Annotated in this window: 20 protein-coding genes; 8 read left to right on the top strand and 12 right to left on the bottom strand. The window is 37.1% G+C overall.

Annotated features, from left to right (window positions below):
• Positions 1 to 22: 22 nt before the first annotated feature.
• Entirely contained in the window at positions 23 to 1,459 is a 1,437-nt protein-coding gene (locus LPB68_RS07320; protein WP_068654124.1) for a SpoVR family protein, read from the bottom strand.
• A gap of 222 nt (positions 1,460 to 1,681) precedes the next feature.
• Between LPB68_RS07320 and LPB68_RS07315 the strand changes: the two genes are divergently transcribed.
• The 3 genes from LPB68_RS07315 to LPB68_RS07305 all read left to right on the top strand — a co-directional run bounded on the left by LPB68_RS07315 (position 1,682) and on the right by LPB68_RS07305 (position 3,620).
• A complete protein-coding gene (locus LPB68_RS07315; protein WP_068654122.1) occupies positions 1,682 to 2,638 on the top strand; it encodes a 3'-5' exoribonuclease YhaM family protein in 957 nt (318 codons plus the stop codon).
• 25 nt (positions 2,639 to 2,663) lie between these two features.
• Positions 2,664 to 3,182: a CYTH domain-containing protein gene (locus tag LPB68_RS07310; RefSeq protein ID WP_068654120.1), complete on the top strand. Its 519-nt coding sequence runs from the start codon at positions 2,664 to 2,666 to the stop codon at positions 3,180 to 3,182.
• 90 nt (positions 3,183 to 3,272) lie between these two features.
• On the top strand, positions 3,273 to 3,620 hold the full coding sequence (locus tag LPB68_RS07305) for a hypothetical protein (protein WP_068654118.1): 348 nt from the start codon (positions 3,273 to 3,275) through the stop codon (positions 3,618 to 3,620).
• A gap of 222 nt (positions 3,621 to 3,842) precedes the next feature.
• Here LPB68_RS07305 and LPB68_RS07300 read toward each other — a convergent pair whose 3' ends face one another.
• The 5 genes from LPB68_RS07300 to LPB68_RS07280 all read right to left on the bottom strand — a co-directional run bounded on the left by LPB68_RS07300 (position 3,843) and on the right by LPB68_RS07280 (position 8,851).
• Positions 3,843 to 5,060 carry a polysaccharide deacetylase family protein gene (locus tag LPB68_RS07300; RefSeq protein ID WP_068654116.1) on the bottom strand — a complete coding sequence of 406 codons (1,218 nt, stop codon included), beginning with the start codon at positions 5,058 to 5,060 and terminating at the stop codon, positions 3,843 to 3,845.
• A gap of 77 nt (positions 5,061 to 5,137) precedes the next feature.
• Positions 5,138 to 5,836, bottom strand: a complete 699-nt coding sequence (locus tag LPB68_RS07295; protein WP_082865525.1) for a hypothetical protein — start codon at positions 5,834 to 5,836, stop codon at positions 5,138 to 5,140.
• 132 nt (positions 5,837 to 5,968) lie between these two features.
• Positions 5,969 to 6,898 (bottom strand): L-lactate dehydrogenase, encoded by a 930-nt coding sequence (locus LPB68_RS07290; protein ID WP_068654112.1) that lies wholly within the window; start codon positions 6,896 to 6,898, stop codon positions 5,969 to 5,971.
• Positions 6,899 to 7,002: 104 nt separating this feature from the next.
• Positions 7,003 to 7,536, bottom strand: a complete 534-nt coding sequence (locus tag LPB68_RS07285; RefSeq protein ID WP_068654110.1) for a putative ABC transporter permease — start codon at positions 7,534 to 7,536, stop codon at positions 7,003 to 7,005.
• A gap of 136 nt (positions 7,537 to 7,672) precedes the next feature.
• Positions 7,673 to 8,851, bottom strand: coding sequence for a MalY/PatB family protein (locus LPB68_RS07280; protein WP_068654108.1), 1,179 nt, complete (start codon positions 8,849 to 8,851; stop codon positions 7,673 to 7,675).
• 183 nt (positions 8,852 to 9,034) lie between these two features.
• Here LPB68_RS07280 and LPB68_RS07275 point away from each other — a divergent pair, with 183 nt between their 5' ends.
• Positions 9,035 to 9,658: a TraX family protein gene (locus tag LPB68_RS07275; RefSeq protein WP_068654106.1), complete on the top strand. Its 624-nt coding sequence runs from the start codon at positions 9,035 to 9,037 to the stop codon at positions 9,656 to 9,658.
• Positions 9,659 to 9,734: 76 nt separating this feature from the next.
• Here LPB68_RS07275 and LPB68_RS07270 read toward each other — a convergent pair whose 3' ends face one another.
• From LPB68_RS07270 to LPB68_RS07260, 3 genes are read right to left on the bottom strand one after another with little or no spacing between them, the layout of a single operon-like run.
• Positions 9,735 to 10,592, bottom strand: coding sequence for an SDR family oxidoreductase (locus LPB68_RS07270; protein WP_068654104.1), 858 nt, complete (start codon positions 10,590 to 10,592; stop codon positions 9,735 to 9,737).
• Between the two features lie 2 nt (positions 10,593 to 10,594).
• Complete coding sequence (uxuA, locus tag LPB68_RS07265) at positions 10,595 to 11,677, bottom strand: mannonate dehydratase (protein ID WP_068654102.1); 1,083 nt, start codon at positions 11,675 to 11,677, stop codon at positions 10,595 to 10,597.
• A gap of 15 nt (positions 11,678 to 11,692) precedes the next feature.
• Complete coding sequence (locus LPB68_RS07260; protein WP_418303822.1) at positions 11,693 to 12,376, bottom strand: GntR family transcriptional regulator; 684 nt, start codon at positions 12,374 to 12,376, stop codon at positions 11,693 to 11,695.
• A gap of 183 nt (positions 12,377 to 12,559) precedes the next feature.
• Here LPB68_RS07260 and LPB68_RS07255 point away from each other — a divergent pair, with 183 nt between their 5' ends.
• The 3 genes from LPB68_RS07255 (at position 12,560) to LPB68_RS07245 (ending at position 18,363) form a co-directional block, all read left to right on the top strand.
• Positions 12,560 to 13,624: a LacI family DNA-binding transcriptional regulator gene (locus LPB68_RS07255; RefSeq protein ID WP_068654100.1), complete on the top strand. Its 1,065-nt coding sequence runs from the start codon at positions 12,560 to 12,562 to the stop codon at positions 13,622 to 13,624.
• A gap of 123 nt (positions 13,625 to 13,747) precedes the next feature.
• The gene (locus LPB68_RS07250; protein WP_068654098.1) at positions 13,748 to 16,183 is read left to right on the top strand and encodes a glycoside hydrolase family 94 protein; all 2,436 of its coding nucleotides are present in this window, start codon (positions 13,748 to 13,750) and stop codon (positions 16,181 to 16,183) included.
• A 290-nt stretch (positions 16,184 to 16,473) separates the two neighbouring features.
• On the top strand, positions 16,474 to 18,363 hold the full coding sequence (locus LPB68_RS07245) for an ATP-binding protein (protein ID WP_068654076.1): 1,890 nt from the start codon (positions 16,474 to 16,476) through the stop codon (positions 18,361 to 18,363).
• Between the two features lie 81 nt (positions 18,364 to 18,444).
• Here the strand turns inward: LPB68_RS07245 and LPB68_RS07240 are convergent, their stop codons facing one another.
• Positions 18,445 to 18,684 carry an NHLP leader peptide family RiPP precursor gene (locus LPB68_RS07240; RefSeq protein WP_068654074.1) on the bottom strand — a complete coding sequence of 80 codons (240 nt, stop codon included), beginning with the start codon at positions 18,682 to 18,684 and terminating at the stop codon, positions 18,445 to 18,447.
• Positions 18,685 to 18,754: 70 nt separating this feature from the next.
• On the bottom strand, positions 18,755 to 19,684 hold the full coding sequence (locus LPB68_RS07235; protein ID WP_068654073.1) for a hypothetical protein: 930 nt from the start codon (positions 19,682 to 19,684) through the stop codon (positions 18,755 to 18,757).
• 202 nt (positions 19,685 to 19,886) lie between these two features.
• Between LPB68_RS07235 and LPB68_RS07230 the strand changes: the two genes are divergently transcribed.
• Complete coding sequence (locus tag LPB68_RS07230; RefSeq protein ID WP_068654072.1) at positions 19,887 to 21,800, top strand: sensor histidine kinase; 1,914 nt, start codon at positions 19,887 to 19,889, stop codon at positions 21,798 to 21,800.
• Positions 21,801 to 21,850: 50 nt separating this feature from the next.
• Here LPB68_RS07230 and LPB68_RS07225 read toward each other — a convergent pair whose 3' ends face one another.
• The gene (locus LPB68_RS07225; RefSeq protein ID WP_068654070.1) at positions 21,851 to 22,831 is read right to left on the bottom strand and encodes a glycoside hydrolase family 113; all 981 of its coding nucleotides are present in this window, start codon (positions 22,829 to 22,831) and stop codon (positions 21,851 to 21,853) included.
• Positions 22,832 to 22,974 lie beyond the last annotated feature (143 nt).

Raw genomic sequence — 22,974 nt, 5'->3', positions numbered from 1 at the left:
TATAGTGTTCCTATTTAGTTTTCTAGAGAAACTTTCGGTTACTTTTCGTTCCGTCATAGCTAAATAGTACAGTTTTCTCTTCCATCGTTGTTTCTAAATGTATGGATTTACCCCATAGCTTATACACATAAGGTAGTGTTCGGTCGACATACTTTAGATCAAGCTCCATTCCTTCGTACATATGTTTGATATACAATTCACCATTATTCATAAAGTTACCATCTTGGACTACTAAGTAAGGAAATCCTCCATTTACGCGGGAGTATACAAGTTGATCGCGAATATTCTCCCAAGACTTATCGGTTATTTTCCATTCGGTACCCTTTTTTTCGAAAACATATAAATCCAGATCATTAACTAGACTTTTTGTCATATAGTTCCGAATGAAAGAGGTATCAGAGTCTAACTCGCGAACTTCAAAGATCTTAGCGCGGCCCTGACCAGGTTTTTGATTGGAGAAATGTGGGTCAGAAATGGGAGGTGTATCCCAACGTTTTTCAATATCCTCAAATATTTTTAATCCTAGATAATAAGGGTTTAAGCTGTTCTGCGAAGGTTGAACAACTCCTGAATTTAGCTTGGCATATTCGATGGTTTCTTCCGATGTTAGATCCAATTCTCGTAATATACGTTGATGCCAATAGCTGGCCCATCCTTCGTTCATTATTTTTGTTTCCATTTGGGGCCAGAAGTAAAGCATCTCATCTCGTAACATAGTTAGAATATCACGTTGCCATGGTTCCAAATGTTGTGAATATTCCTGGATGAACCAAATGATGTCTTTCTCAGGACGAGGAGGGAATAGATTTGTTTTTTTGGAAGGAGAGGGAACCTGTTTATTCTGTTGATCTAAGTCCCACAAATCCTCAAACCCAGTGAATTGTTGAGTACTAATCTTATCAGAGGAGTCCATCTTACCTTCACGATTTAGATCATATCGATTTTGGCGGTAAGGTCGAACTAAATCAGGGTCAACATGCTCTTGAATAGCTAAGACGGCATCTAGAAATTCTTCAACTGTATGACTACCATACTTGATCTCGTATTGACTAATTCGTTCGGCTGTAGCTGACATACTTTCTAACATGGCGGGATTGGTTTTACTGAACCGAGCATTATTCTTAAAAAAATCACAGTGAGCAAGAACATGTGCCACAATTAGCTTGTTCTGAATTAATGAATTTCCATCGAGTAGGAATGCGTAGCAGGGGTTAGAATTGATGACTAATTCATAAATTTTGGACAGACCGAAATCATACTGAGTTTTCATCTTATGAAACGTCTTTCCGAAAGACCAATGTGAGAATCTGACCGGCATGCCATAAGCCCCGAACGTATAAATAATGTCAGCAGGGCATATTTCATATCTCATAGGATAAAAGTCCAAACCAAAGCCTGAGGCAACTTCTGTGATCTCAGCGATAGCACGTTCTAATGCGATGAGTTCATCGGAATGCATGATTAAGTTCTTCCCCCTTTCTGGAAGGAGAATTAGAGTTCATCCTATGTTTATGAGGGGAAACATCTAGATATTCAAAGGAATAATAGCTTTCTTGAATATTAGGCTGAATAGAATTTCTGCGTAATCAATTCATTAGCTTGAGAAAGAAGCATGTCTAATGATCCTGTTTAGCGATATAATAACAATATAGTATTTTCATTTCATGTTGGAGGATAACTAATGACTTTAATTAACAAGTTAACAAATCAAGAAGAATTTGTCGGATATTACTTATTGAAAGAACTAGAAGTGAAACAAACGAATGGGACACCACCAAAGGATTATTTCGATATTGTTCTCGGAGATTCTAGTGGTCAACTCTCAGCGAAGTATTGGGATGTTAAACCGATGGAGAAGGAAACATTCTTCCCTATGGACTTAGTAAGGATACAGGGTGTTGCCCATGTTTATCGAGAAAGATTGCAAGTGAAGATCACGAGGATCCGCAAGGTAACGGATGAAGATCATGTTTCTATAACCGATTTTATTCGTTCTGCGCCTGTTCTTCCTGTAGATCTTCTATATACGATAAAACAGTCAATAGCAAGCATTAATGACACAGAGATGAGAACCATCGTTCAGTATTGTGTCTCCAAAGTAGAAGAGAAGTTAATGCATTATCCTGCTGCCAAAATGCATCATCATGCTTTCTACGCAGGTCTGGCTTATCATATCGTGCGGATGCTAGAATTAGGGGAATTTATATGTAAGCAAAGACCTTTTCTAAATGCAGATCTTGTGAAGGCTGGAATAATTCTTCATGATATCGCCAAGACAGAAGAGATGACAGCAGAACTAGGAATCGTAAAGGAATATAGTGTTCAAGGTAAGCTTCTCGGTCATATCTCAATGGCAGCGAATTGGATTACGGAAGCGGCCATTCACAGTAATATTGAACTTCAGTCTGAGAAAATCGTCTGTTTGCAGCATATGGTGCTATCTCATCATAATTTAGGTGAATGGGGGAGCCCTGTACAACCTCAAATGGCAGAAGCCGTTGCTCTCCACTTCATTGATGCAATGGATGCGAAACTGCAGATGGTAGAGGATGCACTTGATACAACACCAGATACAGAAGAATGGACACCCTTCATTAGAGGTTTAGAGAATAAGGCGATCTATCGTATGAAGCTATAATATTGGTCAATAGGAGTTGGCATAAATGTCATTAGAAATAGAGCGAAAGTTTCTATTGTCTGAATTTCCGGACACATTAGTTCAGGTAGGAACATTACGTATAATATCAGAGCAGCGGATCGAGCAGACATATCTAGCGCTGGACGCTACGCAGGAATTGAGAGTCCGTAGAATTGTAGATCTGACCACGGGAGAAACGACATATACACATACATTCAAGAACGGAAATGGTCTTGTTCGTGAAGAAATTGAATATTCCATCTCAGAAGAGATCTATACACAGATAGTAAATGCCTTCGGTGCTGTGCCATTGACGAAAAACCGTATAACCGCAGCATGGGAAGATACTCTCATTGAAATCGATTGCTATGATCAAATTGAGATGATCGTCGTAGAGGTTGAATTCGAATCAGTTGAGGTAGCAGAATCTTTCGAAGTACCAGTTTGGTTCGGCGAAGATATAAGTTCTCAGAAGCAATATAGTAATAAGCAGGTGTGGAAAGAACTACAGAAGCAAAGGAATGATAGCAAGACGATATCATAAACTTTTGAGTGGAACTAACCGTATTAAATCACTCCGTATAAGAGCGCCTCTCTCAGCATATGTATGTAAAAAAGAGAGAGGCGTGAATTTATGGATAAGCAAGTTAAACGGTATTATCAATTAAAAAAGAAGCAGAAAGAAATAGAACAGGAGCTTGGTGATTTACGTAACGAACTTATTAACTATTGTTCGGAACAAGGTCTAACAGAGTTAGAGATCGGTTCATATCAAGTGAAGATAATTATGCAGGAACGTAAAGAATACGATGACAGTAAGCTCTATGCGGCTCTACCTGATCCAAGTGTATGGAAGATGATTTCAAAAGCAGATCCTGCTAAAATCACCAGTCTACTAAAATTAAATGTAATTACAGAAGAGACCGTAAAGGAAGCATTATCCTTGAAAAAGATATCGGTGCTTCAAGTGAATAAGAGTTAACTAACATTTAAGTCAAACGTTCGTATTAGTGTACTAAAGAATCCTATCTAACAACAATGGCGTGTAAATGGATGATCCATTTGCACGCCATTTGAATTTTGGAAATATAAGAAAGCATAAGTTTCACTTGATACTCTATTTCTTATATTTCGGCAGAGACGGAAACCGTCCTTGAAAGAGGACGGCATAGCCGTTTCAGCTTGTTGATTTCTATGTTGACAATTATTTTATATTTGCAATTTGGAGTTGCTGTTTTTGTAGAAATTCAATAATCAAAGGTAAGATCTTTAATGTTTCTTTAGATTCATGAAGAAGAATAATGGAACCAGTCGATTGAGTTTGCGTGATATAATTCAGTGTTTGCTGTGAACTATCATTATGCCAATCTTCAGGATCACTATTCCATAATATCATTTTCATATTCATAGTTGTTGTTAACTCTGTGAGTCTATCATCTCTTGATCCATAAGGTGGTCTAAATAGTAACACAGGCTTAGATGTGATATCCTCAATCCATTGATTGGTCTGTTCAAGCTCAGAACGCTGCATGGCAGCAGATAGGCTTGACAGGTTAGGATGAGTCATGGAGTGATTACCTATAGAAAAGCCGTAATCATCAACTAATTTTACTTCATCGGGAAATTTCTTCACCTGTGTTCCGACGAAAAAAAACGTGCCACCCACTTTATATTTCTGTAATACCTTAGCGATATCTTGAGTGTACATTGACGGACCATCATCAAAAGTTAGAGCAACATATCCAGAAGGTACACTGAAATTGATAAGTTTATCTAGCTCAACTATCGGAGGTTCTGATAACTTTGGTTCCTCTGAGGTTAGCACTGCCGGTATAGGTATAGATACCGTGGTTTCCTCTACGGGAATAAGAATATCGGAATCTGTATTCTCAAGATTCACCAGTGGTTCAAGGGGAGATGGCTCTGCTGATTCTAGTACAGTGGTGACTTTTGCGAATACTTTCTCACTAATGTATGTATTATAGTTTGGTACATAAACGAAAGAACATATAGTCATAATCACTGTAAGAACTGCAATTCGTGATGTGAAAAATGGGAATAACTCTTTATTAGCTTTTGAGACATGTTGTAGAGTATTCAGATTCACAGGGAATATTAACTTTAATTGGTCTGGATGTTCTAAATTTTTCAAAGAGGATATTTTCTCCTTGTAGGACTCAGAACATAAAAACATCATTTTATTACTATTCTCTCGATCATATTCTGTTAAATGACTATAGTAATGATTGTCCGCTGGATTAGAGTAGCTTTGTAAAGAGAGTCTATATTTTCGCTGATCAGATTGATTATAGATCGCTATAATCTGTTCAGCAGTATAACTATCAACTTCCCATTGAAGTAGATAGGTTTGTCCAAATGTGAACTTGACTTGGATGTAATGATTACCGGATTCTTTATCCACTGATAAAAGCTCCAGCCATTTTTCATTGTAAGTGTGGATAAGATGCCCCTCCTTCCTAATGTAGTAATTAGTGAGTTTTATTCAGAAGGGGGTGAGAATGAAAAGGACATACGCTCGGTGAAGTCGGTAACAGTCTTTAATAATTGTGCCTTTTCTTCCACAACTTTGTTATATTGATTTGTGACTTGCGTGTTCTCAGCTTCTGAATCTCTTACCATTTCTTCAAGTTCTTTTATCTTTTGCATACTATCATACTGTTGTTTGGTAAACTCTTCATTTAATCTAGTATATTTACTTCTTTCTTTCTCAAGCTGATATTTCAAGTTCTCTATCCCCGTATTTGTAGAGCTTTGATAATCCTTATAATCTTCTAGAAGTTGATCATAACTCATTTGTTTACTGGTCAATTTCTCTTCAATTATTCTGAATTCTTTTTCTTTTTCTAGAATTAAATGTTCTTTCTTATTTAAATCATTCTTAAGACGGTTGATTGTTTCATTTGCATTAGACAATTGATCTTCAATATCGTTACTTTTAAACTGAGATAATTGTCTATCATTCAATAGATTCTCAACAGCAATAATTAAATCATATGCTGTTTTGTCTTGTTCTAATGATGCAAAGTCGAGTTTCGAAGATTCTACGTCTAGTACATTAGGCTCATCTTCAGAACCATTATGCGAGGTTACAAGCTCATTTTCTACTTCTGAACGAGCGGTCAAAACATTTTTAAGCCATCCCCGTGTTTTATTCGTGGAATAGGGTTTATTATTCAAAATTTTCATCTCCTATTGAAACGATTCTATTATATAATATCGGTTAATATATCATGTTATTTTAGTGAAATAACAAAAAAAAACCCTGAGCCCAAAGGTCGAGGGTAATGTATATATATTAGGTGAAAATAACTATAGATTTAGTTTGTTGATTTCTGTTTTAAGTTTATTTGCTGATAGTTCAAAAAGACTCTGTTCTTCTGGATTCAGAGGTAAATCTAGTATTTGACGCACGCCGGTTCGATCTACAATACTGGGGACTCCAAGGTAAACATCAGACATTCCATTCGTATTTTGAAGTAGAGTAGATACGCTGAGGACAGCACTCTCATTACGAAGGATAGCTGCAACGATACGATCTAATGCAAGCGCGATAGCATAGGATGTGGAGCCTTTTGCTTCAATTATTTCGTAAGCAGCATTCTTGGTATTCTCAAAAATTTCTTTACGTTCATCATCATCAAAATCGATAGGAGTACCTGCAATATTGGCAAGGCTCCACACAGGTAACTCTGAATCTCCATGTTCACCAATAATATGGCCATGTATACTTCTTGGGTTAATATCTTTGTGTGATCCGATAAGATATCGGAAACGAGCGCTATCAAGTAATGTACCTGATCCAATAACTCGGTGATGATCCCACCCACTTATTTTCCAACTTACATAAGATAGAATATCCACTGGGTTAGTAGCTATTAAGAGAATCCCATTTTGGTTATACTTTGTAATGTTTTGAATAATCTCTTTGAATATAGATACATTGCGATTCAGAAGGTCGATACGTGTTTCTCCTGGTTTTTGTGAAGCACCGGCTGTTACAATAATAATATCTGCATCAGCACAATCCTCATAACCACCTGCCCATAATTTAACACCGGCTGCAAAAGGAAGACCGTGGTTCATGTCAAGCGCTTCACCCAATGCCTTCTTATGATTCACATCAATCAATACTAATTCTGCCATGCGATGTCTTAGTAGGAGAGTATAGGCAGTTGTTGTTCCGACGGCACCAGTACCGACAACAACTACGCGACTTGGTTTATATGATGGTTCTGTCATAACGAGTTCACTCCTCTATATATCATTAGTTTCGCCTAATGTAATAATTAACCTATTATTAGTATAAAGTCTTATTCAAATTATGACAAATATTATAGAGAATTTCATCCGAAATCGAATGGCTTGTTCACCAATGCCCGCCAATTGTAGCCACTCCAAACAACGTCAACTAGGAGGTAGATTAGGAATATAGGAAATAGCCATGCCCATATAGAAGCCATCTGAGTATACAAACTTATGGATCTAGGGTGAAGCACATATAAACAAGTTAAGGATAATGGGCACCAATAGATGGAAAAGCGTAGGCAGATGTGACCATGTAGCTGGATGGAGTGATTAGAATAATCCCACCAACGTTTGTGAAATAACAAATGCAGCATGACACCACTTACGTACTCTATTAACGTAGGCACAACCATACTGAATAAAAGTATATATAACCAATGTAAAGGGTACTCACTGATTATGATAAGTAACAAAGGAGCGAATCCATACATCGGTTTAAAAGGGCCTTTGAGCAATCCTTCTTTCCAAAACTGGCCATGGGTGAGCCAACTATGGCAATTCTCCAATACCCATCCTGCAAAAGAATAGAGCATAAAGTAGAAGGTCAACTCTTCAATTGTTGAAATGGTCATTACTGTCTCCACCTTTTATTGGATTAGTTAGGAAATATCCAGTAGTATGGCTAAATATTAGTGAAGTATACGTTAATAAAAAAACCATCCGATCACCACGAAAGAGTGGGATAAGATGGTTGTGAAAATAAAATAATTATGCTTTATTTCGCCAAGCTTGTATTGCTTTGTTGAGACGTTTCATAGCTTCTTCCACAATGGTACGCTGACATCCTAAATTCAATCGTATAAAGCCATCTCCTTCTTTTCCAAAAGAAGAACCGCTATTACCAATAAGCTTAACTTCTTTTAGTAAAAAGGAAGTCAAATCTTTAGTAGACATGCCAAGTTCGCGGAAATCGATCCACAGCAGATAGGTAGCTTCTGGTAGAGTAACGTGTAACTCAGGTATATGGGTATCGATATATTGTTTCACATATTCCATATTGCTTCGGATATATAGTAGACATTCATCAAGCCATTCTTCCCCTTCATTATAGGCTGCCTCAGTGGCTATTAATCCGAATGGGCTGATGTTATCTAAAGCGTATTTCTGCAGTGTCTTTTTAAATTTACTGCGAATTTCCGAATTAGGTATGATGATATTGGAAGTATGAAGACCTGCAATATTGAAAGATTTACTTGGTGCGGTACAGATAATGGAGAGATCTTTAGCTTCCTCTGAGAGAAGAGCATAAGGTATATGTGTTCCTTTGTTGAATAGAAGATCAGAATGGATCTCATCCGATACGACAAGAATGTTCCGGCGAATACATAACTCTGCTAAAGGTTCAAGTTCTTCTCTAGTCCAGACGCGTCCCACAGGGTTATGAGGACTGCATAGAATTAGCATTTTCACTTGATCATCTATTTGAGATTCTAACTGAGCTAGATCCATCGAATATTTACCATCCACCATACGGAGAGGGTTCTGGATAAGCTCTCTATCATGGTTCTCGACAACTTGATAGAAGGGTGGATAGACAGGGGGCTGAATGATTACTTTGTCACCGGGTTCTGTGAAGGCTTGTACGATTAGGCTTAATGCAGGTACGACGCCAGGGCTATATACAATCCAATCCTTATCAATTTGCCATTGGTGACGACGTTTCATCCAATCGATAATGGCTTGGAAATAGGAATCTGTCTGCAAAGAATATCCGAATATCCCATGTGTTAATCTCTCTTGAAATGCATGAATGACAGAAGGGGGAGCTGTGAAATCCATATCAGCGACCCACATGGGTAAGGCATCTGTGACCCCGAAGATATTTTCGATCCCGTCCCATTTCACTGAGGCAGATTGATTACGATGTGTTGGTTGGTTGAAATCCATTGTGTTATCCTCCTAAATGTTTTTGAGCGATACTTCTTGTGTAATACTTCGAGAAAACACTCTTCGTAAGCATAATCGAAGTTAATCTAATATTAGTCATTATACTAGATCATGCTACAATACTCATTAAGAACAGGTTAAAAATAAATATACTTGATGATTTTAGATAAGGAGACCAAAAAAATGCAGTGGATTGCTATGTTAACTATGCTTATAGATCATATTGGAGCTGTGTTTTTTTCGGACCAGATGATATGGAGAATTATCGGTAGGATATCCTTTCCCATATATGCATATGCACTCGTACAGGGGCATTTGCATACATCGAATAGATTAAAGTATCTTGTCCGATTGTTTATTATAGCGTTAGTATCACAGGTGCCTTATCAAATGGCATTGAATCCATCAGGATTAAATGTTGTTGTTACTTTATTGGTAGCTGCTATCGCGCTTAATTTATTGGATCGGATAACGTCAAAAGTTCTGTCTATATGGGTAATCGTTTTTTTTATCATATTGATGGAGGTATTCCCATTTGATTATGGAGCCTATGGGCTTATTCTTGTATTATTGTTTAGATATGTTTCATCGCATGATTTAGTGTATGGACATTTGATCCTTAACGTAGTTTATATGTTTACGAATAACTGGATATTACAGATGTTTAGTATCGTATTGACGATGACGATTATTTATGGTCCGAAGTTATGGAAGAGGGTAGAGTCTATACGGGTGAATAAGTGGATCTGGCGATCATTTTATCCTGTCCATTTAGGTGTTATTGCTATTTTGAAGTGGATTAGTTAATAGGAGTTTAATAACAGAAATCCCAGGAGCATTTGCATTGCGCTCCTGGGATTTCTGTTATTAAATCAGTTATAAGTTAGACACCGGAATAAGCCATGAATCCGCCATCTACAGGGATTGTTGTACCCGTAACAAAACCTGACGCATTTACATCACTCAACCAGAGTAGCGTACCAAGTAAATCCTCTGGTTCACCGAATCTTCGCATAGGTGTATGGGTAATAATTTTATGTGAGCGTTCAGTTAATGTTCCGTCTTCATTCTTCAATAGCTTCTCATTCTGTTGCGTTAGGAAGAATCCAGGAGCAATGGCATTTACTCGGATACCACTTTCGGCTAGATGAACAGCTAACCATTGCGTAAAGTTATTGATAGCAGCTTTAGCGGCACTGTATGCGGGTACTTTAGTCATAGGTGAAGGTGCACTCATGGAAGAAATATTGATGACTGTGCTTCCCTGTTTACCTAACATCTGCTTCGCAAAGATTTGTGTTGGTATCAGGCTACCGATAAAGTTTAGATCAAATACATTACGAAATCCTGGGATACTTAGATCGAAGAAGGTTGAAATATCAGGATTATTTAAGTCTTGATCGTTGAAAGTTTCCTTCGTTGTATTCGCGCTTGGATTATTTCCTCCAGCTCCATTAATCAGAATATCGCATGCTCCTAATTTGTCGAGAACCGTTTCTGAAGCTTGTTGAACACTGTTGGGATCTGTCACATCGCATGAGACAGCAATTGCTCGGCCACCAATATTCTGAATCTGCGCTACAACTTCAAGTCCCTTCTCAAGTGTGCGATTAAGAATCGCAATAGCTGCACCTTGTCTGGCAAGTTCCAGTGCCATGACTCGACATAACACTCCAGCTCCACCCGTAATGACAACGATCTTTTCTTTCAAAGATGGATGAATGGTTAATGTATGATTCATGATTATACCTTCTTTCCTTGATATGAAGAAGCTTGTTGATAAGCATCCCAGAGTCCCCACAAGTACATAATACCGAGTGCACGATCGTATAGACCATACCCAGGTCTACATTGTTCATCCCAAATATGACGACCATGGTCAGGGCGACAATATCCAGTGAAATCATTTTCGTGGTAAGCCTGTACAATACCAGTTATATTAACCGTACCATCTTGCGTACGATGTGACGTCTCAATGAAATCACCATTCTCAAAAACACGAACATTACGAATGTGAGCGAATGGAATCCGTTCTGCAAATTCATGGACCATCGCAATGACGTCGTTATCAGGGTTAGCTCCAAGTGAACCACTACATAAAGTAAGACCATTATAAGGACTGTCATGCAAATCTAAGAATCTTCGAATATGTTCTTGGCTCGTAATAATACGTGGTAGTCCGAATATAGGCCAAGGTGGGTCGTCCGGATGAATAGCCATTTTAATATCATGTTCAGCAGCGAACGGAATAATCTCATCTAAGAAATACTTGGCATGATCCCATAGATCTTCAGAAGTGACACCACGATAAGCATTAAATAATGACGTTAAGTGCTGTAAACGTTCAGGTTCCCAGCCGGGCATGGTGAAATCGGAGTTCGCATTGATCTGATCCACAAGTTCGAAGGGATCAAGATTATTTATTCTATTCTTCTCATAAAAGAGAGCCGTTGAACCATCGCTTGCTTCTCTATAAAGATCTGTACGGAGCCAATCAAATATGGGCATAAAATTATAACAAATGACCTTAACACCAACTTGTGCTAGCTTAGCGATCGTTTTCTTGTAATTCTCAATATACTTATCCCGAGTGGGGAGACCCAGTTTAATATCTTCATGGATATTTACACTTTCCACGACATGTATATGTAGACCGGCTTGATCAGCCTTTTTTTTGACATCAAGTATTTTATCCATAGGCCATTCATCGCCGGCAATTTCGTCATGAAGTGCCCATGCAATACCTTCAACACCTGGAATTTGTTTGATTTGTTGAAGGGTGACCGTATCATTATCATCACCGAACCACCGAAATACCATTTTCATAATGACAACACCTCACTATACATTTTTAAAATAAGCGGGGTACTTCTCCTGCAGCAGAGCTTGATCTGTAATTGTCAGATGCAAGTGGTCGCTCATTAACTGTTCAGCTTGCTTCGTATCATGTTCCTCTATCGCTTGTATCATTTGAAGATGTTGTGTGTATAGTTGATCCCAGTGTTGATCCGCTGCCAAACGCAATGTTCTAGTTCGATTTAAGTGAACATTCATTTGTTGCATGATCGTCCAGGTATTGAGTTTCTTACATCCTTCAAAAAGTGTGCGATGAAAGGCTTCATCAAGCTCGAACATTTTGATATGATTCTGTTCTTGCATGCTTAATTGTTGCATTGCTAGATTACTTTTTAATACCACTAATTGCTCAGGTGGAAAACTTACGCAAGCAAGTTGTATGATGGATTTCTCTAATTGCTCTCGCATAAAGCGAGCTTCTTCAACAAGTTCAAGGTCAATCAGAGAGACGACCGTTCCACGTTGAGGATAGATTTCTAGTAATCCTTCTTGGGATAACCTAACGAAGCTTTCTCTAACAGGCGTTCTGCTGACATTGAATTTGATAGACATTTCTTTCTCGGATATTGCGGTACCTGGTGGTAATGCTAATAACACAATTTCATCCCGTAGTGAATAATAAATTGCGTCTCTGGTCGAAATTGGGTTCGCTTTCATAAATAGATCCAAGCGTTCAGCTCCTTATCAATTGGATAACCTCATACTACCATACTTGTATGGTAGTATGGTAGTGATAAATTTCGTATTTGTTAATATTATTGGATTATTATTCACAAAGCTTTTGATTGAATTATTTCAATTAAACGGTTACAATCATAAAATAAACACGCTTTTACAGTGAAGAGGGTTATTATGCGAAGTGAAGATATCGCCAAACTTGCGGGGGTGTCTAGAAGCACAGTATCCCGTGTCATTAACAATTATTCTAACGTGCCTGAGAAGACACGAGAGAAAGTTATGAAGATTGTTGAGGAGTATCATTATGAGCCTAATACGTCTGCAAGGATATTAGCGGGTAAGAGTACCAATACGATTGGACTATTTGTAATAAGTACAACTGAAAAACATAACCCAAATCGTATATATCAGAACAATTACTTTGCGCCATTCGTTGATGCTCTTGTAGATACAGCTAATGCAATGGGCTATTATGTGCTTATTCACACCATATACTCCGAAGATGATTTTATAAAGGTTAAGCAAGCTTTCCAGCAGAAAAGAATTGATGGAGGCATTATTGTAGGTACTGAGAACAACATGGCTATGGCTAGAGTGATCGCTGATTTAGAGGTTCCTTTTGTCTTAATTGACTACGATATTGCTGAGTTGCTTGAGAATCGTCTCGACCGTAATAATCTGGCTGTAATTAATTCAAAGGATTATGAGGGTGCAGCGAAGGCAGTTGAACATCTAATAAGTCTGGGGCATCGAGATATTGCATTTATCAGTGGCCGCCAGAATACTTATTCTGGGAAGCAACGTTATCAGGCATATATGACGACGATGCAAGATCATGGTTTGAAAGTGATAGAAAAGCATGTCTTAAGTGGAGATTTCTTGAGGGCTAAAGCAGAACAAGAAGTGAAAAAGATGTTGTTATGTGATGCAGCAACATGGCCGAGTGCGATTTTCTCGGCAAATGATGAGATGGCACTTGGAGCAATGGATGCTTGTAAAGGACTTGGAGTATTAATTCCTGAACAGCTATCACTTATTGGATTTGATGATATTCCAGTAGCAGCTCAATTAAATCCTAATCTATCTTCTGTGAGCCTACCGATTTACGAGATGTCTCAGAAGGCTGCACTTATTCTGGTTGAAATGTGTGAGAAGGGAAGTGCCTCCTTTAGCACGATAAGTTTTCCTACACAGTTGATGATTAGGGAGACCACTAGAGAATTGAATGCTAGTCTTTAAAAGTGGAAGTCGTACATAACTTTCACAACACACTATTTGAAGATGTCTCCGAGAAGGGGTTCATCCGGCACGCAATAAACGCGTGTTTATAAATTGCTGTTAAATTCGAGAGGAGTTTTGAAAATGAAGTTTGGTTTTTTCGATGATGTTAATAAAGAATATGTCATTAACACGCCCAAAACCCCGTATCCATGGATCAACTATCTTGGTAATGAGAAATTTTTCGGATTAATGTCGAATACTGCAGGGGGATACTCATTTTACCGTGATGCACGCCTTCGTAGATTGACACGTTACCGTTACAATAATATTCCAGTCGATAATGGTGGTCGCTACTTCTACCTATATGATGAAGGTGATTTCTGGACTCCAGGTTGGATGCCGGTAAAAAGAGATCTTGATTTCTATGAATGCCGTCATGGTCTAGGTTATACATCTATTACTGGTGAAAGAAATGGAATTAAAGTGAATCAATTGGCTCTAGTTCCATTGAATTATAACGGTGAAGTTCATAAAGTTACCGTTTCTAATACATCTAATGCTACGAAGAAAGTGAAATTATTCTCCTTTGTAGAGTTCTGTTTATGGAATGCATACGACGATATGACTAACTTCCAACGTAACCTGAATACAGGTGAAGTAGAAGTGAAGGATTCAGTTATCTATCATAAGACTGAATATCGCGAACGTCGTAATCACTTTGCATTCTTCTCTGCTAACCGTCCAATGGATGGATTCGATACTGATCGTGAATCTTTCCTAGGTCTATACAATGGTCTAGAGAGTCCACAAGTAGTGGCTGCAGGACAATCTTCTAATTCAGTTGCTAGTGGTTGGTCACCGATTGCTTCACATTGTATGGAGATTGAACTTGCTCCAGGTGAAGAGATTAGTTACAACTTCATTCTAGGTTATGTTGAGAACCCAGAAGAAGAGAAGTGGGAAGCATTGGATGTCATCAACAAGACCCGTGCTGAAGCGATGATTGCACAATTTGCGAACGAATCCGATGTGGATAGAGCGATGGAAGAACTTCAAGCTTACTGGAATGACCTACTATCTAAATATACGGTTAACAGTGGTGACGATAAACTGGATCGTATGGTTAATATCTGGAATCCATATCAATGTATGGTTACCTTCAATATGTCACGTTCTGCTTCTTACTTTGAGTCTGGTATTGGTCGTGGTATGGGCTTCCGTGATTCGAACCAGGATCTACTTGGATTCGTACATCAGATTCCAGAACGTGCGAAAGAACGTATTATCGATATCGCGTCTACTCAATTTGAGAATGGCGGAGCTTATCATCAGTACCAACCATTAACGAAACAAGGTAACAATGAAATCGGTGGTGGATTCAATGATGATCCACTATGGTTGATCCTTGGAACCGCTGCTTATATTAAAGAAACTGGAGACTTCAGTATTCTTGATGAAGAGGTACCTTTCGACAGTAATCCTAATAATACAGCAAGCTTATTCGAACACTTGAAACGTTCTTTCTATCACGTTATTGAGAATATGGGGCCGCATGGCTTGCCGCTCATTGGACGTGCAGACTGGAACGATTGCCTGAATCTAAACTGTTTCTCTAATGTACCGGATGAGCCTTACCAAACAACTCAGAACATAGAAGGACGTACAGCAGAATCCGTATTTATTGCAGGATTATTCGTCTTCACTGGTCCAGACTTCGTGGAACTATGTAAACGTAGAGGGCTTGATGAAGAAGCTACTATTGCACAGAAACATATTGATACGATGCGTGCAACGACGTTAGAACATGGATTTGACGGAGAATGGTTCTTGCGTGCTTACGATCATTATGGTAACAAAATAGGTAGTAAGGAGAATGAAGAAGGTCAAATCTTCATTGAACCACAAGGATTCTGTGTTATGGCTGGTATTGGTGTTGAAGAGGGATTAGCGAAGAAAGCATTGGATGCGGTTGAGGAAAGATTGGATACGAAATATGGTATCGTTCTTCAGAATCCACCATACTCCAAATATTATATTAACCTTGGAGAAATCTCTTCATATCCACCAGGATATAAAGAAAATGCAGGTATCTTCTGCCACAACAATCCTTGGATTATGATGGCTGAGACGACGATTGGTCGCGGAGATCGTGCATTTGATCTTTACAAGAAGATCGCTCCTGCATACTTGGAAGAGATCAGTGATGTTCACCGTACGGAGCCATATGTATACTCGCAAATGATCGCAGGTAAAGATGCTGTACGTCAAGGTGAAGCGAAGAATTCATGGTTAACAGGTACTGCAGCATGGAACTTTGTAGCGATTACACAAGCTATTCTCGGTATTCAACCAGAATATGATGGATTACAAGTGAACCCTTGTATTCCAACCGCTTGGGATGGCTTCAGCATCACTCGCGTGTTCCGTGGAGATACTTTCGTTATTAACATTACTAATCCTAATCATGTATCCAAAGGTGTAGCTTCTGTTACTGTGGATGGTAAATCAATCGAAGGTAACATACTTCCTGTTATTGGAGACGGTAAGTCACATCAAGTTGAAGTTGTATTAGGTTAAACTTTATATCGATGCAATAAGAATAGACCATAGCCTTTGTGCTTTGGTCTATTTTTGTATATATATGGTTGAGTAATCCTTTTTTGAAGGTGGCTGAAAAAGGACGGTATAGCCATTTCTGCTTGTTAGTTATGCATACTTATACATGAATTTATAAAAATATAAATAAAACCTTCTAAAAAAACTCCTTTTTTTAGAAGGTTTTTATGTTAATAAATAGAATACATAAAAGATTAATTATAATATTATGTAATTTTAATATAAATTTTACTTTTTGAGGTGCTGTTTATATGAAGCTTGTACCCAAAATGGTAATTGTTATGATGGTGCTAATAATGATTATATTAGTAACTATTACAACTACCATTGGAGGAGTTCAGCAAGAAAGAACAATAGAAATATCAGAATGGAAGCTTAAATGGACTTCAATGAATGATCTAACAGTAACAGCACATAATATAAGTTTAGAGCAGCAAGAGGGATGGATTGTAAGTGACTCGAACGAATCGATATCACCTGATAAAACATCCGAATTCATATGGTATAAGATCGAATTACCTGAAATGATTTGGAATATTCCATCATTATATATTAGTGAATATTATGGAAAGTATGTAATCGTTAGGACTGACAGTGCCATGATATATGAATCTGAGCACATGAATGACAATATAGTTAATAAAATTATTCTTCCTTTAGAGAGGAGTAATTCTAATGAGACACTATATATAGGAGTTGAAACTAACAAAGATACAATAGGAACGCTCATACTAGGAAACTATTCTGATCTTCTCTCAGTTTATGTGAAACAGGGTTTAATTGATGTTATTTTAGGTAGTTCATTTATCTTTATATCGATGGTTATGTTGATATGTTCTTTCTTTCTAAGAAAAGAATTTTTAGCAATGTGGGTTTCATTAGCTATAATCATTTTTTCGACAAGTGTTTTAATGCTTACCTATTCTTCATATATGTACACGTTATTTGGACAGCATGAGGAGTTTTTCATTATAGTTTTTGATTGTGCTCTTTTTATACTATTACCTTCATTGACGTTCTTTTTCGAGGTGATATTTGGAAGTGGCTATCGCTCTGTGCTTAAATATTTTTGCAAATTTCAAGTGGGATACTCAGTTGTTTGTTTTATATTGATGTTAATGAATTTTCTTTTCATAAATAAATTTTATGTTATTTATTACTTTGTCTCTGCTCAAATGTTAGGATATACGATTATAATTCAATGTATATTATTAGTTTTTTCTTCAATAGTTTATATTGTGAAAAAGAATAAAGATGCTTTGATTTTGTCGATAGGATTTACTTTATTTGCAGGAACTGCATTATTTGAAATGATTCAATTCTATGCTAGATCAGGAGATTATAATTTTATTGCTTGGAAATGGGGAGTTGTATCCTTTATTGTGTCGCTTATTGCGATTAGTGGGAGAAAGTTCACTGATAATCATGATCAAATTGTTCAATACTCTAAGGAGTTAGAATTGATCAATAATGAATTACAGCGTTCTGAGAAGCTAGAGATCATTAGTGAACTAGCTGCCTCAGTCGCGCATGAGGTAAGGAATCCTTTACAGGTTACAAGAGGGTTCTTACAGTTATTAACCGAAAGGTATGAACAAGAACAGGCGCAAATGTACCTGATAATGGCACTTGATGAATTGGATTGTGCATCGAATATTATTACTGATTTTTTAACATTCGCTAAGCCAGATTTCGATCAGATCACTGAATTGAATATATATGATGAACTGACACATATCGAGAGTATTCTCATACCACTTGCTAATCTTTCAGATGGAGTGGTTAGTATGGATATACCTCACGACCTTAGTATCATGGGGAATTCATCCAAATTCAAACAGGCTCTTATCAATTTAATTAAGAATAGTATCGAGGCTTGGAATGGTAGGGGAATAATTAGAATATGGGCGTATAAGAATAATTCAATTGTAACGGTACATATTGAAGATAACGGCGTAGGAATGGATCAAGAGGAATTAACAAGATTGGGTGCTCCTTACTTTTCCAATAAAACGAAAGGAACTGGATTAGGTTTGATGGTGAGTTTTCGAATAATAGAGGCTATGCAAGGAGAGATTCAGTATAAGAGTCAAAAAGGGGCAGGAACCGAGGCTATCATTACGTTCCCATCCAGCAAGTAGTAAATCATATGAGTGTGGACGTAAGACAGAACATCGATTCCAGACCCTATGAAGTAAACTATGAAGTAGTTGAAGCAACAATTACCACATTGCTTTTGATTGAACGTTATCCGGAGTATTGTTAGAAGGACTTGAAGGTAGCACAAGATAGAATTCATCTGATGACTCCTCCAACGTTCTAAGTTTAATGTGCTCTGGAATAATTACTCCTAGCGCATCTTTGATAGCTTTCTTAGGATCTGTTAATAGAAGCGCTTTGAAACTTGGATCCTCCCATGCCTTGTTAATTACTTGTGTTTGAAAAAGAGCCATTTGTGTCATTAGAATCACCCTCCAAAATGGTTATTTTTTACTTTATAAGAATAACATGGATAAGTCTTGAAATCTATCATTATTTGATATTTTTTGATAACCAATAATTTAATCCGCCACTCGCTTGTAATCTCTTTTTTTCATTAATTGACTCGGCATCTCTTTTCAAGTGATTAACAAGGGTATGATGGAAGGATAATAGGTAGGGCAAGTTTAAATTCAGTTGTTCGATATATGTATGATTAGAAATAGCGAATTTCGTATAATATTGCATAATATCTTGCACAAAGATAGCACGCTTAATTTCTTCGATTGATATAATATCTGATTGATCGTGCTTAAATCTGATCAATGATATTAACCCGTTGTAGTTGTTCTCTGTATAATCATCCTCCCAATCGTTCCAATCATCAGCCATTTGTAAAGTGACTAGGACATGATCAATCATGTCAGATGCAGTAAATACGAGATTAGATTGATTAGAAAGTAATAAAACAGCTGTACTCGATAACTTGAGAGGTGCTGCTTTTCTAGCTATCTTGATGAGATCTGTTTGAAAGTAATCCTCATGAGGTTCATTGGCAACACCGTCTGTCCATTCAACGATGTATTGGTGGAAGTAGGCCCAGAATGGGGAATCAAAGGGGAAATATGCTAAGTAGATTTCAAAGAAATGTATATATAGTAAGTTGGCGAGCGGTACTTGATCTCGATCTAAGGAATCTTGGCTATCCATAAGATCATCTTGGATAAAGAAGTATAACATGGCGAGTACGTTTCCGACTGATAATCGAACTATCGTGTCTTTTTTTAGCTGACTGATGTCATTACACCAGAAAGGGAGCAGGTAACAAATATAGTTCTTTGTACTATCATCTTGACGAATATCAAATTTACTTAAGTAAGCTAAGCCTTTGTGATTCAGTGGCGGAGGGAACTTCTCCACTATTTGCTGTGTTTCTATAAAAACTTGTGCTATATCTTTCTCAAAATCTTTATACCATTGCATAGGATCACCCACTTTTATACAAATTTTATCATAAGATTCTGAGTGATTCTATCAAAAAAGGCTGTTTTATAATCAAAATAATATTTTATTTTCAAAAAAATGTATTTCGTTAAAGGGAAGTAACGAAACTTGTCGAATTTTAGAATAATGTAGAAAAATAAACCAAAAGAAAGAATGATCTATTTTATTTTGAGGTGCACTTATGAAGTGGGTTACAAGAAATATACTTGTTATCATATTCGTTATGATCGTCATGTCATCTTTCAATCCGATCGATGCATTTCATTCTGTTGAAACAAAGAATCACTCTATTTCAATTTCGAATTGGCAATACTACTGGGGTGAGAGTGATAGGGAGCCCATAATGACATCGTATCCATTAGAATCTTCGAATTCTTGGGTTTGGCATAATTCGAATCAGGGTTATCTGAAACCACAACAATCAACAGATACTCTATGGATTAAATTCAGACTTCCAGCATATGATCTTTCTTCACCTGCATTATACATCAATAAAGTCTATGCAAAAGGGATAAATATATATATTAATAATACGATAATTTATCAGAAGGATAGATCTCACAAGTATGATCTAAACACGATATTTCTGCCATTAAAGCCCGTGGATGCAGGTAAGGAAGTAATAATGAGTATGTATTCAGAGCGTGATCGACTTGGTATAGATAAAGAAATAGTTATAGGAGATTATCAGCCCATCCTGAAACAATATGTTAGAGGGAATATAATAGATATTATCGCGGGAGTTGCTGTTGTATTTGTTGCACTAGTCATGGTGATTTGTTCAGTATTTTTAAGCAAAGGACATATCAAGGATTGGATTTCTGTAAATATTGTATTATTATCGGTAGGTATTATTATCATTACATACTCGCCATTCTTGTATACGCATTATGGAGAATATGGACATATTTATCTTGTTCTATTTGATATTGCTCTTTATATATTTTTGCCAGGGTTGACATATGTATTTGAGTCTATGATTGGCATAGGATATGGTGGAGTTATCCGTAAGTTCCGAAAAATTCAAATGATCTATTTTAGTTGTTTTTTTGCTTTCATGTTTTTAAACTTATTTCTTGATATCGAATATGAAAGATTTTATTTGTTCTCTTTATCAATGATAGGGACACTAATCATTATTCAAGGTATTATACTTATGACTCATGCAGTGTACTACGGAATAAAGGGAAATAAAGACGCCGGAATTATTGCTTGGGGGTTTACGATATTCACAGTTGTTGTGATAGCTGAGTTCTCTTGGTTCTTCTTATCTCAGGGGAAATATGAATTATTTATATGGAAATGGGGACTTATTTGTTTTATAACTTCTTTCATCATATTACTTGGAAGGAAGTTAACCATGAACCATCGCCAAGTCATTGAGTATTCAAAGGAACTGGAACGATTTAATAATGAATTGCAGCGCTCTGAGAAGATGGATATTATTAGTGAACTTGCAGCATCGGTTGCACATGAAGTAAGGAATCCACTTCAAGTAACTAGAGGGTTTCTTCAATTACTTGAGCAGAAGTCAAAGGATAAAGATAAAGAATATTTGAGACTAGCTCTAGATGAGCTAGATAGAGCATCGGATATCATTACTGACTTTTTAACATTTGCCAAACCTGAGATTCAACAGGCCACTACACTGGATGTATTGGGGGAATTTAGGCATATTGAAGGTATATTATTACCCTTAGCTAATTATCAAGCAGGAAGAGTACAGATAGATATTCCATCTGGATTGCTGATTATCGGGAATGCCTCAAAATTTAAACAAGCATTCGTTAATATGATTAAAAATAGTATCGAGGCTTTAGGAAAAGATGGACTTATTCGAATATGGGCTTATGAAGATTCAGGACAGATCGTAATTCATATCCTTGATAATGGCGTAGGTATGGAAGACGAAGATATTAAGCACTTGGGAGAACCTTACTATTCGAATAAGACCAGAGGAACAGGTCTCGGTCTAATGGTGACATTCCGAATCATTGAAGCGATGAATGGCAGTATTACATTTACAAGTGAGAAATGGGTAGGTACTGAGGTGATAACTCGTTTCCCAAGTGCTTATCATGAGGATATGATATAAAGGCAACTTTTAATTTATAAAAGAGCCGAAATATTTTCGGCTCTTTTGCATTAACGAGGATTGGGTTTTGCATAATAGTCCTTCAGGATTTGTTCAGCCTTTTTACCATAGATATCAAAACCTCGATTGGATGTGGCTTGATTTAAACTGTAAAGTGATGTACTCCAATCCCACCAGAAATATCCGGCAAACCAAGGTTCATCCCAAAATGCTTGTAATGCAGAATGATAAAAATTAGCTTGTTCTTCTTCTGAATACGGCAATTCAAGATGTGTGAAATCCCAGGGCATAGTCGCACATCCAAGAGCGCTTCTACATCCGATCTCCATAAAAATAATAGGTTTATTAAAGCGATTAGATAGAGACTTCAACGGGGCTATTTGTTTCTTCCAACCAGATAACATATGTTCATAAGTATCACCAGGTTTACTTGTTATTGGATAATAAGCACTCGTACCAATAAAGTCCAAAGCATCAAACCAGCTTACCCCATCTTCTTTACCGTGATTAGCGTTGTAGACTAAAGGCCCAGAGTACAAATTGCGTATTTTTTCAATAAGCTCACGCCATGATTGAGTTCGTGATTCAGTTTTAATCATTTCGCAACCAATACATAACATATCACATTGTAGTTCTTCGGCTAACTCAGCATAATGACATATAAAATCAGAATACGATTGAAACCAGGTATCCCAATAACTAGAGGACTCTTCTTCGTTAGGAAAACCTATATGGGCTCTCCAAATACCATCACGTGAATTTACAACGGGTTTTAAACATACTTTAAGACCTAGCTGTTTAGCCTGTTGTACAGAATAGGTGATATCGCGGTCGGTTACTGTATACCCATAATCAAAAGAAATATGGGTGGAGAATACAGAATCCTGATATGTCCAAAAAGAGAGGGCAATCCATTCACTACCCGTTTCTTTTAATTTGATCAAAGAATCAATTGCGGATGGTTGTCTATACTCTCCACGTTTGGCACCCCAGCCATAAGTCATTCCTTTGATAAAAACTTCGTTAATCATCTTATGTATCCCTTCTCAGAAAAAAGTTGATTAATTATTAACATGAATACTATTATAATAATAGCAAAAACACAATAACAAAAATAACATTAATATATTTTTTTTAATAAAATTTGTAATACATAGATCAATTTTTTTTGATT

It is taken from the genome of Paenibacillus crassostreae, assembly GCF_001857945.1.
GTDB classification, from domain to species: Bacteria; Bacillota; Bacilli; order Paenibacillales; family Paenibacillaceae; genus Paenibacillus_AQ; species Paenibacillus_AQ crassostreae.
The sequence above is the reverse complement of the archived record's forward strand: the minus strand, read 5'-3'. Positions and strand labels throughout refer to the sequence as shown.